The sequence below is a fragment of the Glutamicibacter creatinolyticus genome, assembly GCF_006094275.1.
GTDB classification, from domain to species: domain Bacteria; phylum Actinomycetota; class Actinomycetes; order Actinomycetales; family Micrococcaceae; genus Glutamicibacter; species Glutamicibacter creatinolyticus.
This window is the reverse complement of the sequence record NZ_CP034412.1, coordinates 172,806-186,273: the sequence shown is the minus strand read 5'-3', so window position 1 is coordinate 186,273 and position 13,468 is coordinate 172,806. Positions and strand designations below refer to the sequence as shown.

Genomic DNA, 13,468 nt, shown 5'->3' with positions numbered 1-13,468 from the left:
GCGCGATATGTCTGGCATGTCTTGGGGTCGTCAGCCTGAACCCGCCTTCAAAGACATGACCGTGATTGGCTCTAGATCACGTCCCCCCTGAATAGCGACTGCCACTTGTCCCGGCGCCCGGCACCGCCTTTCCAGCGGGTTCGATCGGCTTGTTGAACCAACAACATCACGTCGACTAGTAAAGATTGGAGTCCATGCGCCGATGTCTACAGATTTCGCTCATGAGTTATTGGGGAGCTACTTGCCCCTCCACGGAAAGCTGACATAACCGCGCCGGCGGGATTGCCTCGACGTTATACAACGCACCGCGACGAAAATTGCGGGCGCCATTATTAATTCGGCGGACCCTGGACCGAGCGTTCTTCAAACTCTTCCCTCACGACGCGACACATTGCCGATTCTCGAATAGCGCCGATCCGCCAGGAACCTGAAGTGTGCCCCAATAATGGCCCCGGACACCGCACTCACCAATTCCGTTGGCCACAAACCCAGCCATCGGCTCTCGGTCAGGCCAAGCAGCGCAACGCTGGCGAAGACCACTAGTGAAAGCGCCACACCAGCCAGATTTGGACGGAGAAAATAGTACATCGCAGATCCACACAGCACTCCTACGGCTACTCCCAGCAAAAGCAGTGGAAGCACACCCACCCCCACGAAGAACAGAGACAACGCAACTGCCGAGAATGGCGCGGCGATGGCAACAGCCCAGGACACGGCGTCGGCCCCCTTGGCATAACGCGGTTTGCGCTCAGCTTTCTCGATCATTGTCTCCACCAACTTCCATTACAGTCATCTTCCTCGAACGGCGATTCGATGCTCACTGTTGCAATCTCCATGCAAACCACCGTGTTTGTAGCTTCCAGAGGTAGCGTCAAGCTGACGATCGACCGTCGTCAAGCGGCGCCCTACCTGTTCCGCCAGCCGCTTCAACTTGCTGCCATGGATCCTCAGGAACACTTATCTTTCTAGGCATCCATCTGCTCATAATCTCCGCGCGCAGCCCGATTTTTCGTCCAAATCGGTGGGTGCCGGTGCGCCGTCACTTGCCTGACCGCCGATTGGCATTCAATTCAATGTGAACGGCACCTTGACGAACTGCCTATCGTTTTCGCTTGCCCAGCAAGCCGAACATGCTGGGTCGGCGACTGGTCTGTCGCGCGAATTTACGCAGTTGCTCGATGAGCGCATCGAATCGTGCCGCGGCTTGGGGATCCACTTCCCCGCTTGAATTCGTTATCGGGTGATCGCTGATACTCATGGGACCGGCTCGAAGCGCCTCCTGCAGTTCGCTGGCGATCTGCCGCAGTCGATCGGGCAGGACTTCCTCCTCAAGTTCACTGGCGAACGCCCTGAAGGTTTGGGCCGCAGCAATGAGACGCTCGTGTTCCACGTAGGCGGCTAGTTCACGCAACTGATCCGCAACCTGCCCGAACGCTTCGTGTTCTAGTTCAACTACCATGTATCAATGATCGCTCCTCGGTTCCATGGGTTCGGGAGGTATGGCTGATTCGTACCGCCAAGATAAATTAGGTTCCTTTCTTGGCGGTCATGTTTCAGAAATGCCTACACCCAGAATCTCGGGCAACCCTTCCGTGTCCGACGATCCGTCGGACTATTGAACGACAACCCCGCTCCCAGTTGTTGTCATTCCAATTCGTCTTGTCGGAATAGCGACAGCCAGCGGTGCGCTGGAGCATACTGCTCGTCTTCGATGAGATCCGTAAGGCTCTTTGCGAAGTCTCGATCTAGCAGGTCGTTAAGGACCTCTCTCGCTTCGCTGGGCCCCGGCACCCACCCGGTCGGAAACTTTTTCGTCTCGACCCATTCTGGTTCCGAGGATCCAATCGGCGTAAATTCAATTTCCACCAACTCATCCTCCACTTCGGGCACCCAACAAACTCTAATTCTTGGTAATGGCAAAAGCTCCGACCAGAAGTTCACACCATCTGTTGGCGACACAAATGACCAGATCGATGTGGCCACATCGTCGGGTAGACCACACACTAGAGCCAGACGCTCGAAGGTGTTCGCATAACGACGCGGAACAGGAGTTCCCCCTCTCCGAACCGTCGCAAGGAGCTGTTCAAGAGCAGGACCTGGAGTTCCGCGACTGAGCAGTGAATATGTCTCGTGGAGGGCGGGCTGACCCATTTTGCGACTGAACCACTCGGCCATCCACTGACACTGCATCAGGACCATTCGTTCCTGTGCTGAAGATACTGGCCATTCCGGTTCAGTATGATCCTTCTCCGAACCGCACCAGGGTCCGGGTTCCTCGGTCTTCGCAAACTTAGCCCAGAGAATACCTCGCTTTCCCGCCGCGCGGTCAGCTTCTTGAACGATGCTGGACGCCAAACGAGGTTCAATCTGGTTCGTCTGGGCAAGTAAGCTGCCGGGTTGTCGACTGGCGCTCATGACATCCACGGGAAAACGAGTACGGAGCCTAAAGGCTGGGATCGAAGCACCGCGAGGAGTCGCCTCGACTTCGTAAACCCCCGCAACTGACGTATGCCAGTCCGGAATCAGTATTCGGCGAACCCGGAATTTTGGGTTGCTCATGATTTTCCCCTCCCCGCCGTCCGGCGCGTTTGAGCGCACGAATGCCCGGACCGATGCGGGATCGGACCGGGCAACGGCGCGGATGGTGCTACTCGGATTACTCGCCGGCCTCGATGGCGGCCTTCGCGTTGGGGTCCGAATCGTTCAGGAAGTCCGAGATGCGCTGCACCTCTTCGCTTTCACCGATGGCGGCGGCGGCACGCCCCAGGGCATAGAGCGAGCGCAGGAAGCCGCGGTTCGGTTCGTGACGCCACGGCACCGGGCCCTGGCCCTTCCAACCGGCTCGCCGCAGGGCATCCAGGCCGCGGTGGTACCCGACCCGCGCGTATGCGTAGGACTCCACCGCCCGCCCCTCGTCGTGGGCCTCGTTGGATAGCAGTGCCCAAGCCAGTGAGGAGGCGGGGTACTTGGCGGCAACATCCACCGGCTCATCGCCGGCCTGCAGCCGCTCAAGAACCTCGGTCTCCTCCGGCAGCAGGGTTTCGGGGATGCCCAGCAGGTTCTTGCCAATCATCATTACTTCAGGGCCTTCCCGGCCGAACCCAGCTGCTGCGCGGCTTCAACCACGCGGGCGGCCATGGACTCCTCGGCCTTGGCGCCCCAGACGCGCGGGTCGTAGGTCTTCTTGTTGCCGACTTCCCCGTCAACCTTCAGCACGCCATCGTAGTTGGTGAACATGTGTCCGGCCACGGGGCGGGTGAACGCGTACTGGGTGTCGGTGTCAATATTCATCTTGATCACGCCGTAGGACACCGCATCAGCGATTTCCTGCTCGGAGGAGCCCGAGCCACCGTGGAAGACGAGGTCGAAGGGGTTGTCCTTGCCGACCTTCGAGCCAACCTGGGCCTGGATGTCCTTCAGGATTTCCGGGCGCAGCTTCACGCCGCCGGGCTTGTACACACCGTGGACGTTGCCGAAGGTCAGGGCGGTGATGTAGCGGCCCTGTTCGCCGGTGCCCAGGGCCTGGATGGTGGCCATGGCATCCTCAACGGTCGAGTACAGCTTGTCGTTGATGGCGTTTTCCACGCCGTCCTCCTCGCCGCCCACGACGCCGATCTCAACTTCCAGGATCTGCTTGGCGGCGGAGGTGCGCTGCAGCAGTTCGGCCGCGATGCGCAGGTTCTCGTCCAGGGTCTCGGCGGAGCCGTCCCACATGTGCGAGTTGAAGAAGGGGTCACGTCCGGCCTTGACCTCGGCCTCCGAGGCGGCCAGCAGCGGCAGCACGAAGGAATCCAGCTTGTCCTTCGGGCAGTGGTCGGTGTGCAGGGCGATGTTGACCCCGTAGTTCTTGGCGACTTCCCGGGCGAAGGCCACAAAGCCCAGGGAGCCTGCGGTCATGTCCTTGACCGAAGCGCCGGAGAAGTAGGCGGCGCCACCGGTGGAAACCTGGATGATGCCGTCGGACTCGGCTTCGGCGAAGCCGCGGATGGCCGCGTTCAGGGTCTGGGAGCTGGTGACGTTGACGGCGGGGAAGGCGTATCCCCCTGCCTTGGCAGCGTCGATCATGGCGTTGTATTTATCCGGGGTTGCGATAGGCATGCTTCACTCCTGGTGATTGAGCGGGGATAACCCGTCATCCTCGACGACAATTCGTTTCCATCCTAGCTTCCTCGCTGGGTTGGCATCAGAAGGCCACGGTAAGTGACGCGCCAGTTACGCCGGTCACCGGGCGCCGGGCCCACCGGTTGACCTAGCAGGCGGTGGGGCCGCTGGGCCCGTGGGAGCCATGCGTGGGCGGCGTCGACCGCTCGAAGGGCGAGGCGCTGTCGGAGGGAACCAGCGATTCAAGGACCGAGGCGCTTGATTCTTCACATTGCTGGGCCGGCGCGCTGTGGGTGGGTTCGCGATCCGGGGACTCGGTGTGCGGGGCGCTCCGGCTGTGCGCGTTGGTGGACTCAGAAGGTTCGCTTTGCGGGCTTCGCGTGGTTTCCGGGGGTGTGGAATCGGTGGGCGTTGGCGACGCTGTCGGTACCGTCGAGGACGGGCTGGAGCCTTCGGCGCTCGGTGGGGTGCTGCTCTCCTCCGGGCTCGGCGAGGTCGAGCTCGGGGGTGCGGGACGCGATGTGCTCGGTGTGGGTGAGCTGTGCGGCTTATCCGGGCGCGTTGAGGACTGGGAAGGTTCCGCTGCCGGGCGGGTGGGCGGTGCTGAGCTGGGCCGCTTGCTGGGCTTGGGTTGGGGAACCACCGGGGTGTCATCCTCCGGCACCACCACATCCGGATCCGGCGCCGCGGCCGGCGGGGTCGGTTCCTCACGTTGCTGGCCGCCGCCGGGCAGGGTCGGGGACTTCACGGTCAGCCGCCGCGAGTCGATCATGGCCTGACGCTGCCCGGGGATGCCCGGCAGGTAGTTGCGCGGGTCGTGCCAGCGCCCATCCACAATGACCTCAAAGTGCACATGGCATCCGGTGGAGTTGCCGGTGGTTCCGCTGCGGGCGATCAGCTGACCCTGTTCGACCTCGTCCCCGATCCCCACCAGCAGGCGGGAGTTGTGGCTGTAGCCGGTGTGCACATTGTTCCCGTGGTCGATGGTCACCCGATTGCCCGAATGGCCGCGCCAACCGGAGACGACCACGCGGCCGGCTTCGGCGGCATAGACCGGCGAACCGCAGGCGATGGGATAGTCCTGGCCGATGTGGATCTGGTTGCCGGGACCCGTGGGATTCTTGCGCCACCCGTAGGGGCTGGAAATGTTGCGTGTCGTGACCGGGTGCATGAGCTGCAGGCTGCCGGGCAGCACACCCAGCTGCCCCACCTGCCCGGCCAGCAGCGGCGCCCTGGGGGAATCCCGGTCCGGTGCCGCTGTGTGCGGGGCGGCGCCCTTCAGCATCTCCACCGGCCGGCCATCGATGGCCACCACTTTGCCCGATCCACCGAATACCGCCAGCGGCGCGTACTGGTCGACGACAACATCACCGGCAAAGAAGTTCGGGTCGCCGATCGCATCGATCGCAACCGGGATGTTGCCCTGACGGTCCTCGGTGCCCTGGGCCACCAGCGGGAAGGCCAGGGCCGCGCTCAGGCCAGCTGCCGCCAGTCCGGTTAAGGACACTTTCACGGCACGGCGCGCGCCGCGTGTGCGCGTGGGCAGCAAGAGCTCGCGATTAACCTGATGACGCCGTTTCACAAGTGCCCGCTTTCCCCCGAGGACGAACACTTCCAAGCCTAGGCACTCCCGCGCGACTAATAAAGGCGCTTGAGTAAAAAGTAGGGGAGTTTTGGAGTGGCGGCTAGCCGACCTGCTGGTTAAACACGTGTCTGCGGATCCAGGCATGCATGGCAATACCGGCCGCGGAGGCTGCGTTGATGGAGCGGGTGGAGCCAAACTGCTCAATGGACAAGGTGGCCTCGGCTGCGGCGTGCACCTCATCGCTCAGTCCGGGCCCTTCCTGGCCAAAGACCAGCACGCAGCGGCGCGGCAACTCATAGGTTTCCAGCGGCACCGAGTCCGGGAAGATGTCCACCCCAATGACCGCCAGGCCCTCGCCCTGGGCCCATTGGACAAAGTCCTCAACGGTGGGATGGTGACGCACGTGCTGGTACCGATCGGTGACCATGGCACCGCGCCGGTTCCAGCGGCGGCGGCCAATAATGTGCACTTCCTTGGCCAGGAACGCGTTCGCGGTGCGCACCACGGTGCCGATGTTCATGTCATGCTGCCAGTTCTCGATGGCGATGTGGAAGTCATGGCGGCGTTCATCCAGGTCGGCGACGATCGCCTCCATGGACCAGTAGCGGTACTTGTCGGCCACGTTGCGCCGGTCCCCGTGCTCCAGCAGTTGCGGATCCAGCCGCTCATCCTGCGGCCAGGGGCCCTGCCAGGGGCCGACACCGACCTCGCTCTGCGCCGTGTCTTGGCCTGCAGCCTCACCTTGGGCGGTCGACTCGCGGGAGGGATCATGCACTTCTTGACTCACTCTTACTAGGGTAGTAGGTCATGGGATTCTTTCTGTCCATGGAACGAACGGGTGGTAACCGGTGACAGTGATCGACAACGTCATCTACGTGGCGGGCAAGGCCGTGGCCCATCCGCAGGACCTGGACCAGACCTTTGAAGTGATGCGACGCACCGGCGGCATGGGGTGGATCGGCCTGTACCGACCCACCGAACAGGAGCTTCAGGTGGTCAGCGAGCAATTCTCCCTGCATTCACTGGCCGTGGAAGACACCCTGAAGGGCCACCAGCGCCCGAAGCTGGATCGCTACGAGGGCCATCTGTTTATGGTGCTGCGCCCGGCACGCTACCTCGATGACGTCGAGGAGGTGGAGTTCGGGGAGGTTCACATCTACGCGGGCGACGACTTCGTGGTGACCGTGCGCCACGCCGAGTCCCCGCGGCTGGCCACCGTGCGCCGGCACCTGCAGCAGTCCCCACAGCTGCTGGCCAGCGGCCCGGCGGCGGTGTTGTACGCCATCATCGACCAGGTGATCGACGAGTACTTCCCGGTGATCGACGGGCTGCAAAATGACATCGACGAGATCGATGAACAGCTTTTCCAGGGCAACCTGGACGTCTCGCGGCGCATTTATGAGCTGTCCCGCGAGGTGATCGACTTCCAGCGCGCCGTGGCCCCGCTGCCCGAGGTCCTGGAGCAGCTGCGCCGGCTGGTGCGGCGCACGGGCATGGATCGGGATGAGGCCAAGAGCCTGGACGCCAACCTGGTGGACGTCATCGACCACGCGATTCGCTGCGCCGAGCGGGTGGAGTCCTTCCGCGCCCTGCTCTCCAACGCCCTGTCCCTGTCGGCGACCCTGGCCTCACAGCGGGCGACCGAAACGGGTCTGGCCCAGAATGAGCAGATGAAGCGGATTTCTTCGTGGGCCGCCATCTTGTTCACCCCCAGCCTGATCGGTGCCATCTACGGCATGAACTTCGAGATCATGCCGGAGCTGGAATGGAGTTTCGGCTACCCCTACGCGCTGGGGCTCATGGTGGCCGCCGCGCTGGGACTGTATCTGGTGTTCAAGAAGAACAAATGGCTTTGAGCATCTTCCGCACGGTCCTCTGAGGGCACGGCGGGGCTCCGTGCGCGGCTGTGTAATCTGTACCTAAGAGGGAAGCCGCTCAACGACGACTGGTTCCGCCGGTTCCATCCAACGAAAGGACCTTGGCATCGTGTCCAAGCTACAGCGGGCAAAACGCACCATCCACGACATCAACAGCTGGCTGACCGATATGGACGGGGTGCTGGTCCATGAGGACCAGGCGATCCCCGGCGCCTCGGACCTCATCGACTACTGGCGCGCCAATGACATGCCGTTTTTGGTCCTGACCAACAACTCGATCTACACCCCGCGGGATCTGCGCGCCCGTCTGCTGTCCAGCGGACTGGACGTGCCCGAGGAAAACATCTGGACCTCGGCTCTGGCCACGGCGGAATTCCTCTCCCGCCAACGTCCCGGCGGAAGGGCCTTCGTGATCGGTGAAGCCGGGCTGACCACGGCCCTGCACGACGCCGGTTTCATCCTCACCGATGTGGCACCGGACTACGTGGTGCTGGGCGAGACCCGCACCTACTCCTTCGAAGCCATCACCAAGGCCATCCGGCTGATCGAGGCGGGAGCCAGCTTCATTGCCACCAACCCGGATGCCACCGGCCCCTCCCCCGAGGGCCTGTTGCCGGCGACCGGCGCCGTGGCCGCTTTAATCACCCGGGCCACCAACCGCGACCCGTACGTGGTGGGCAAGCCCAATCCCATGATGTTCCGCTCCGCCCTGAACCGGATAGACGCGCACTCGGAAACCACCGCCATGATCGGGGACCGGATGGACACCGATATCGTGGCCGGTATGGAAGCGGGGCTACTGACCATCCTGGTCCACACCGGAATCACCTCCAAGTCCGATGTGGCCTCCTTCCCGTTCCGGCCGGATCTGATGGCCGGTTCCGTGGCCGAGCTGCAGCAGCAGCTGAAGGAAGGACCACATCCGGAGGCCGCGGCCGATGTCCCGCCCGTCGTGTCCGGGACGGACGCCGTACAGGATGAGGACCTTCCCCAAGCCAAGTAGCACCTCACTGCCCCAAAGCGGGGCCGGGCAACGAGCACCCATCTGAGGTCCCCGCTCCCCGGTGTGGGTGGGGGCCTGCCCCCGGCCGGTGCGCTCCGCCTCCGGCGCGCCACGGCGCAGACCGTGCTCGCCAAGCAGCACGGCCCGCCGCAGATGCACCGGCGCTTAAACGACGACTCCGCACATCATGGGCAATTGGCCCGGGATGTGCGGAGGAAACCGGCGGGGATCAGAGACCCAGCTCGTCCTTGCCGTAAACGAACAGATACGGCACCTCGGCTTCAGCCTCGATGCGCTCCTTGGCCCCGGTGTCCCGGTCAACCAGCACGGCGACGGCGACCACGTTGCCCCCGGCCTTGCGCACGCCCTCAACGGCGGTCAATGCCGAGCCGCCGGTGGTGGAGGTGTCCTCCAGGACGACCACGTTCTTGCCCTCGATGCTCGGGCCTTCAACCTGGCGGCCCATCCCATAGGACTTCTGGGCCTTGCGCACCACAAAAGCGTCGATGTTGCGGTGTGCGGCGCGAGCGCTGTGCATGATCGCGGTGCCGACCGGGTCCGCGCCCATGGTCAGCCCGCCCACGTTGGAGAATTCCAGCTTGGCCACATCCAGCATCTCCAGCATGACCTGGCCAACCAAACCTGATGCCTCATGGTGCAGGGTGATGCGGCGCAGATCGATGTAGTAGTCGGCTTCCTTGCCGGAGGAGAGAGTCACCTTGCCCCTGACGATGGCAAGTTCCTGGATAAGTTCTTTGAGTCGCTCGCGGGCGCTGGTTTTGCTCATGCCCTCGATTCTAGTCGGCATCCGGTTTAGGCTGATGCCATGAACGCGACTCGCCCACTGGGTTTCTGGTTGAAATTGGTTGATTCGCTGATTGACGAGCACTTCGCAGCGACTCTCGATGAACATGGCGTGACCCGGCGCCAATGGCAGGTACTGAACATGCTCGAACAACACCCCGCCACCGAACGCTCCCTGATCGATGCGCTGGCCCCCTATTTCGCCTCGGCCGATGAACCGCCCAGCGTGAGTGAGCACCTGGCCGAGCTGGTGGAGTCTGGGTGGATCGCCCACGAGGGCGAATATTTCTCGATCACCGAACGCGGCAGCACCTCCCTGTCCACGCTCAGCGAACTGGTCGACCAGATTCGCGAACAGTGCGGAGAAAACCTGAGCGAGGACCAGTACGCCACCACGGTGGCCTCACTGGAGCAGATGGCCCGCAATCTTGGCTGGGAACCGCAGACGTCCCCCGAGACCGGCACCTAGGATGGAGGCATGCGCGAACTTCAAGCTGAAATCATCAAGGAACTGGGCGTCAAGCCCCACATCGACCCGGCACAGGAAATCCGGAACCGCGTCGGCTTCCTGAAGGACTACCTGAAGGTGACCGGCGCCAAGGGCTTCACCATCGGCATTTCCGGCGGAGTGGACTCCACCCTGGTGGGCAAGCTGGCACAGCTGGCGGTCCAGGAACTGCGGGCGGAGGGCACCGAGGCCACCTTCGTTGCGGTGCAGCTGCCGCACAGGGTGCAGATGGACGCGGCGGACGCCCAGGCGGCCATCGACTTCATTGGTCCGGATGAGGACTACACGGTGAACATCGCCGACGCGGTGATGGGGGTGGACAAGGCCATCACCGAATCCGGGTACCAGCAGCTCTCGGACTTCAACCGCGGCAACGTCAAGGCCCGGATGCGCATGATTGTGCAGTACGCCCTGGCCGGGGACCGTCATCTCCTGGTCCTGGGCAGCGACCACGCTGCCGAGGCGGTGACCGGGTTCTACACGAAGTTCGGTGACGGCGGGGCCGACCTGGTTCCCCTGGCGGGCCTGAACAAGCGGCAGAACCAGGCGCTGTTGCGCGAGTTGGATTCCCCGCAGGCCCTGTGGGCCAAGGTGCCCACCGCGGATCTGCTCGATGATCAGCCCCAGCGCACCGACGAGGACGAACTGGGCCTGCGTTACGAGCAGATCGATGACTACCTGGAGGGCAAGCAGATCGACACCGCCGCGGCCGAGCTGCTGGAACGGCGCTACCTGGTGTCCCGGCACAAGCGCACCACCCCGGCCACCCCGGCCGACACCTGGTGGCGTGCCCAGGACTAGAGCGTCCCGGTGATTTCCCGCAGGGCCTGGACATGTTCGGCCAGGCTCTGCCGCCCGGTTTTTGACAGGTGCGCCCAGGTGCGCGGCCGCTTGCCGACAAAACCCTTGCGGATCACCAGGTGGCCCTTCTCCTCCAGGGCCGCCAGGTGCCGGGAGAGCACCGAGTCCGAGACCCCCAGGGTTTCGCGCAGGGTCCTGAAATCGACTTCGTCCACCTGCTGCAGCGCCACCATCAGCGAAAGCCGCACCGGGTTGGTGAAGTCCTCATTCATTCGGGCCCGGGGATGCTGCGTCACTGGCGGATCATCCACCCTCCGGCCACCGCCAGCGGCAGGGCCACCACGGCGCCGAGCAGCAACACCACGGCCAACGGCATCGGTGTCATGATCAGGGCCAGCAGCCCGGCATACAGCACCAGGCTGGCGGCCAGGGCAACCAGGTACCTGCGCCCGAAGCCCGCTGGCAGCACCCGGTGAAGCCGGCGGTACCCGAGCGCCAGAACGGTGATCGCCACCGCCGCAGCCGCGCAGAGCACCCAGAAACTGGTCAGGCTTCGCTGCGGGGTAAAGAAATGCAGCAGTACGTGCAGCGCCCCCAGGAGCAGACCGAGCAGCACGCTCAGCCAGCCGATCTGGCGGGCCCCGGCCCGGCGTGGCGAGGCCAGGGCCCGCTGGGCAGCCTGCACGGCGGCCAACTGCCGGGCCGCTTCCTCCCGTTCGCCAAAACTCATGCCGCCTCCTTGCGGCCGGTGACCTGGTGGGCGGCGCTGGCCGCCGCGCCCACTGCCGCGAATCCGGACATCCCGGCCACAAAGTAGACCGGGGCCCCGGTCAGGGCGAAGGCTATGAAGGCGCCGAGCACCACCGTCGCGGCGAGGACCAGCGTGATGCGCAGCGCCATCGCCGCCCTGCCGCGGGTGTTCTGCCGATGAGTTGTGCCCCTGATCGTGCTGCCGGTGCCGCCCATGTCGTGCTCCCCTGCCGTCGCCGTTGGTTTCCACCACCATGACAAGTACTTTCCGTATTGGAAAGTACTTTCAGCAAACAGCTGGCCCCCGGGCTAGACGAACGCGCTCACCCCGGTCAGGGCCCGCCCCACGATGAGCGAGTTGATTTCATAGGTCCCCTCATAGGTATGCAGGATTTCGACATCGCAGAAGACCTTGGCCATGTGCCCGTCACTCACCACGCCGTTTCCACCCAGCAACGCCCGGCCCTGAGACACCGATTCGCGGGCCAGGCGGGTGGCGGTGGACTTGGCCAGGGCCGCCTGCACCATCTCCAGCTCCCCCTGCTCCTGCCGCAGGGCCACATCGCGCATCATCGACAGGCAAACGGTCAGGTGACCGGCGATCTCGGCCAACGACTGCTGCACTAGCTGGAAGGAGGCGATCGGCTTGCCGAACTGCTCGCGCTGCAGGCTGTACTGCCGGGTGATGTCCAAGGTGGCCATCATCGCCCCGACCGCCTGCCAGCCCACCCAGGCGCGTGACTGCATCAGCAGTTCATTGGCCGCGGCGAAGCTGGTGGCTCCGGGCAGCTTGTTCGCCACCGGGATGCGCACCTGATCCAATTCGATATCCGCGTTCTGCATGATCCGCAACCCGATCTTGTTCTCGATCTTGCTGGCCCGGTATCCCGGCCGGCTGCTTTCCACCAGGTACGCCCCGACCTCGCCGCTTTCTGGGTCGCGGGCCCAAACCAGGGCGAAGTCGGCAAGGGTCGCCATCCCGATCCAGCGTTTGGAGCCGGTGATGACGTACTCCTGGCCATCGCGCACCACCTCGGTGCCCAGCCCGCCGGCGACATCCGAGCCGTGTTCCGGTTCGGTCAGGGCAAAGGCGCCAAAGGCCTCGAACCGGCTGAGCCTGGGCAGCCAGGTGTCCTTCTGCTCCTGGGAGCCCAGCGAGTCGATCATCCCCACGATCAGTTCATTGTGGATGCCCACCACGGAGGACAGGGAAATGTCGGCCCGGGCGATTTCGGCATGGATCAGTCCGCGCAGCAGCTGGGAGCCCGACTGCAGCTGCAGCCCGCCCAGCCCGGCAGCGCCCAGCGTGCGCACCAGCTCGGCGGGGAACGCCTCCTTGTTCCAGTACTCGACCGACTGTGTCCGCAGCTGTTGCTGCACCAGTTCACGCACTTCGCGCAGCCGGGCCTGTTCTGCCGGTGACAGCTGCGTTTCGATTCCCAAAAGGTCCATCTGGGGTCTCCTTCCAAACCTTGGACGTCCAAGTATATTGTTGGACTAGTTCCGTTTTCCTAGGGGTATGAGATGACTGATCCGCTACCACGCGATCCGATCGCCGAGGCGCGCAGCCAGTGGGTTTCACATGGGTGGGGCCAGGAGGCCGACGCCATGGCGGCGATTACCGCCGTGATGCGCACCGCCTCGATCTTCCTGCAGCGTGCCGACGCGATCCTCAAGCCGCATGGGTTGACCTTCGCGCGCTTCGAGGTGCTCGCCCTGCTGGGGTTCTCCTCGCGCGGATCGCTGCCAATGAGCCACGCCAGCCAGCGCCTGCAGGTTCATGCCACCTCCCTGACCAGCTCCGTGGACCGGCTGGAAGCCGCGGGCCTGGTCCGGCGGGTGGCCCATCCCACCGATGGGCGAACCCGGCTCCTGGAACTGACCGGCCAGGGACGCGCGGTCCTGGAGCAGGCACGCGATGAACTGAACCAGCAGCTCTTCGCCAACAGCGGGCTGCAGCACGCGGAAGCCACACAGCTGTTCGAAATCCTGGCCGCCTTCCGGCACCGGGCCGGCGATTTCCTGTAGCGTGCCACGGC

General features: G+C 64.0%; 17 protein-coding genes. 5 read left to right on the top strand and 12 right to left on the bottom strand.

The window, feature by feature from the left end; all coding sequences use genetic code 11:
- Nucleotides 1-363: 363 nt before the first annotated feature.
- The 7 genes from GcLGCM259_RS00935 to GcLGCM259_RS00905 form a co-directional block, all read right to left on the bottom strand.
- On the bottom strand, nt 364-765 hold the full coding sequence (locus GcLGCM259_RS00935) for a hypothetical protein (protein ID WP_138925471.1): 402 nt from the start codon (nt 763-765) through the stop codon (nt 364-366).
- A 334-nt stretch (nt 766-1,099) separates the two neighbouring features.
- A complete protein-coding gene (locus tag GcLGCM259_RS00930) occupies nt 1,100-1,459 on the bottom strand; it encodes a hypothetical protein (RefSeq protein WP_138925470.1) in 360 nt (119 codons plus the stop codon).
- A gap of 185 nt (nt 1,460-1,644) precedes the next feature.
- Nucleotides 1,645-2,415, bottom strand: coding sequence for a hypothetical protein (locus GcLGCM259_RS00925; RefSeq protein WP_217496547.1), 771 nt, complete (start codon nt 2,413-2,415; stop codon nt 1,645-1,647).
- Nucleotides 2,416-2,656: 241 nt separating this feature from the next.
- Nucleotides 2,657-3,073: a DUF3151 domain-containing protein gene (locus GcLGCM259_RS00920; RefSeq protein ID WP_138174755.1), complete on the bottom strand. Its 417-nt coding sequence runs from the start codon at nt 3,071-3,073 to the stop codon at nt 2,657-2,659.
- Nucleotides 3,074-3,075: 2 nt separating this feature from the next.
- Nucleotides 3,076-4,098, bottom strand: coding sequence for a class II fructose-bisphosphate aldolase (gene fbaA, locus GcLGCM259_RS00915; RefSeq protein ID WP_138174586.1), 1,023 nt, complete (start codon nt 4,096-4,098; stop codon nt 3,076-3,078).
- A 151-nt stretch (nt 4,099-4,249) separates the two neighbouring features.
- Nucleotides 4,250-5,614 (bottom strand): M23 family metallopeptidase, encoded by a 1,365-nt coding sequence (locus GcLGCM259_RS00910; protein WP_175419281.1) that lies wholly within the window; start codon nt 5,612-5,614, stop codon nt 4,250-4,252.
- A 172-nt stretch (nt 5,615-5,786) separates the two neighbouring features.
- A complete protein-coding gene (locus GcLGCM259_RS00905) occupies nt 5,787-6,461 on the bottom strand; it encodes a TrmH family RNA methyltransferase (protein WP_391495632.1) in 675 nt (224 codons plus the stop codon).
- 73 nt (nt 6,462-6,534) lie between these two features.
- Here GcLGCM259_RS00905 and corA point away from each other — a divergent pair, with 73 nt between their 5' ends.
- A complete protein-coding gene (gene corA / locus GcLGCM259_RS00900) occupies nt 6,535-7,542 on the top strand; it encodes a magnesium/cobalt transporter CorA (RefSeq protein WP_138174592.1) in 1,008 nt (335 codons plus the stop codon).
- A gap of 190 nt (nt 7,543-7,732) precedes the next feature.
- Entirely contained in the window at nt 7,733-8,566 is an 834-nt protein-coding gene (locus GcLGCM259_RS00895; RefSeq protein ID WP_138174757.1) for an HAD-IIA family hydrolase, read from the top strand.
- A gap of 229 nt (nt 8,567-8,795) precedes the next feature.
- Here GcLGCM259_RS00895 and pyrE read toward each other — a convergent pair whose 3' ends face one another.
- Nucleotides 8,796-9,353 (bottom strand): orotate phosphoribosyltransferase, encoded by a 558-nt coding sequence (pyrE, locus tag GcLGCM259_RS00890; protein WP_138174594.1) that lies wholly within the window; start codon nt 9,351-9,353, stop codon nt 8,796-8,798.
- 39 nt (nt 9,354-9,392) lie between these two features.
- Between pyrE and GcLGCM259_RS00885 the strand changes: the two genes are divergently transcribed.
- Both GcLGCM259_RS00885 and nadE read left to right on the top strand, forming a co-directional pair.
- Nucleotides 9,393-9,839, top strand: a complete 447-nt coding sequence (locus GcLGCM259_RS00885) for a MarR family winged helix-turn-helix transcriptional regulator (protein WP_138925467.1) — start codon at nt 9,393-9,395, stop codon at nt 9,837-9,839.
- 9 nt (nt 9,840-9,848) lie between these two features.
- On the top strand, nt 9,849-10,679 hold the full coding sequence (gene nadE / locus GcLGCM259_RS00880) for an NAD(+) synthase (protein ID WP_138925466.1): 831 nt from the start codon (nt 9,849-9,851) through the stop codon (nt 10,677-10,679).
- Here nadE and GcLGCM259_RS00875 read toward each other — a convergent pair.
- From GcLGCM259_RS00875 to GcLGCM259_RS00860, 4 genes are read right to left on the bottom strand one after another with little or no spacing between them, the layout of a single operon-like run.
- A complete protein-coding gene (locus GcLGCM259_RS00875) occupies nt 10,676-10,975 on the bottom strand; it encodes a winged helix-turn-helix domain-containing protein (protein ID WP_138925465.1) in 300 nt (99 codons plus the stop codon). The genes nadE and GcLGCM259_RS00875 overlap by 4 nt on opposite strands.
- Complete coding sequence (locus GcLGCM259_RS00870) at nt 10,972-11,409, bottom strand: hypothetical protein (protein WP_138174598.1); 438 nt, start codon at nt 11,407-11,409, stop codon at nt 10,972-10,974. The genes GcLGCM259_RS00875 and GcLGCM259_RS00870 overlap by 4 nt, the downstream gene beginning before the upstream one ends.
- The gene (locus GcLGCM259_RS00865) at nt 11,406-11,690 is read right to left on the bottom strand and encodes a hypothetical protein (protein ID WP_138925464.1); all 285 of its coding nucleotides are present in this window, start codon (nt 11,688-11,690) and stop codon (nt 11,406-11,408) included. The genes GcLGCM259_RS00870 and GcLGCM259_RS00865 overlap by 4 nt, the downstream gene beginning before the upstream one ends.
- 48 nt (nt 11,691-11,738) lie before the next feature.
- A complete protein-coding gene (locus GcLGCM259_RS00860) occupies nt 11,739-12,881 on the bottom strand; it encodes an acyl-CoA dehydrogenase family protein (RefSeq protein WP_138925463.1) in 1,143 nt (380 codons plus the stop codon).
- 72 nt (nt 12,882-12,953) lie between these two features.
- Between GcLGCM259_RS00860 and GcLGCM259_RS00855 the strand changes: the two genes are divergently transcribed.
- Nucleotides 12,954-13,457 (top strand): MarR family winged helix-turn-helix transcriptional regulator, encoded by a 504-nt coding sequence (locus GcLGCM259_RS00855; protein ID WP_054821581.1) that lies wholly within the window; start codon nt 12,954-12,956, stop codon nt 13,455-13,457.
- The last annotated feature ends 11 nt before the right edge of the window (nt 13,458-13,468 follow it).

What these genes read in the sequence shown, in the direction of transcription:
- GcLGCM259_RS00855 (WP_054821581.1), top strand. Translation starts at nt 12,954, where the DNA reads ATGACTGATCCGCTACCACGCGATCCGATCGCCGAGGCGCGCAGCCAG.
- GcLGCM259_RS00895 (WP_138174757.1), top strand. Translation starts at nt 7,733, where the DNA reads ATGGACGGGGTGCTGGTCCATGAGGACCAGGCGATCCCCGGCGCCTCG.
- GcLGCM259_RS00920 (WP_138174755.1), bottom strand. Translation starts at nt 3,073, where the DNA reads ATGATTGGCAAGAACCTGCTGGGCATCCCCGAAACCCTGCTGCCGGAG.
- GcLGCM259_RS00870 (WP_138174598.1), bottom strand. Translation starts at nt 11,409, where the DNA reads ATGAGTTTTGGCGAACGGGAGGAAGCGGCCCGGCAGTTGGCCGCCGTG.
- nadE (WP_138925466.1), top strand. Translation starts at nt 9,849, where the DNA reads ATGCGCGAACTTCAAGCTGAAATCATCAAGGAACTGGGCGTCAAGCCC.
- GcLGCM259_RS00885 (WP_138925467.1), top strand. Translation starts at nt 9,393, where the DNA reads ATGAACGCGACTCGCCCACTGGGTTTCTGGTTGAAATTGGTTGATTCG.
- pyrE (WP_138174594.1), bottom strand. Translation starts at nt 9,353, where the DNA reads ATGAGCAAAACCAGCGCCCGCGAGCGACTCAAAGAACTTATCCAGGAA.
- GcLGCM259_RS00935 (WP_138925471.1), bottom strand. Translation starts at nt 765, where the DNA reads ATGATCGAGAAAGCTGAGCGCAAACCGCGTTATGCCAAGGGGGCCGAC.
- GcLGCM259_RS00925 (WP_217496547.1), bottom strand. Translation starts at nt 2,415, where the DNA reads ATGAGCGCCAGTCGACAACCCGGCAGCTTACTTGCCCAGACGAACCAG.
- fbaA (WP_138174586.1), bottom strand. Translation starts at nt 4,098, where the DNA reads ATGCCTATCGCAACCCCGGATAAATACAACGCCATGATCGACGCTGCC.
- GcLGCM259_RS00930 (WP_138925470.1), bottom strand. Translation starts at nt 1,459, where the DNA reads ATGGTAGTTGAACTAGAACACGAAGCGTTCGGGCAGGTTGCGGATCAG.
- GcLGCM259_RS00860 (WP_138925463.1), bottom strand. Translation starts at nt 12,881, where the DNA reads ATGGACCTTTTGGGAATCGAAACGCAGCTGTCACCGGCAGAACAGGCC.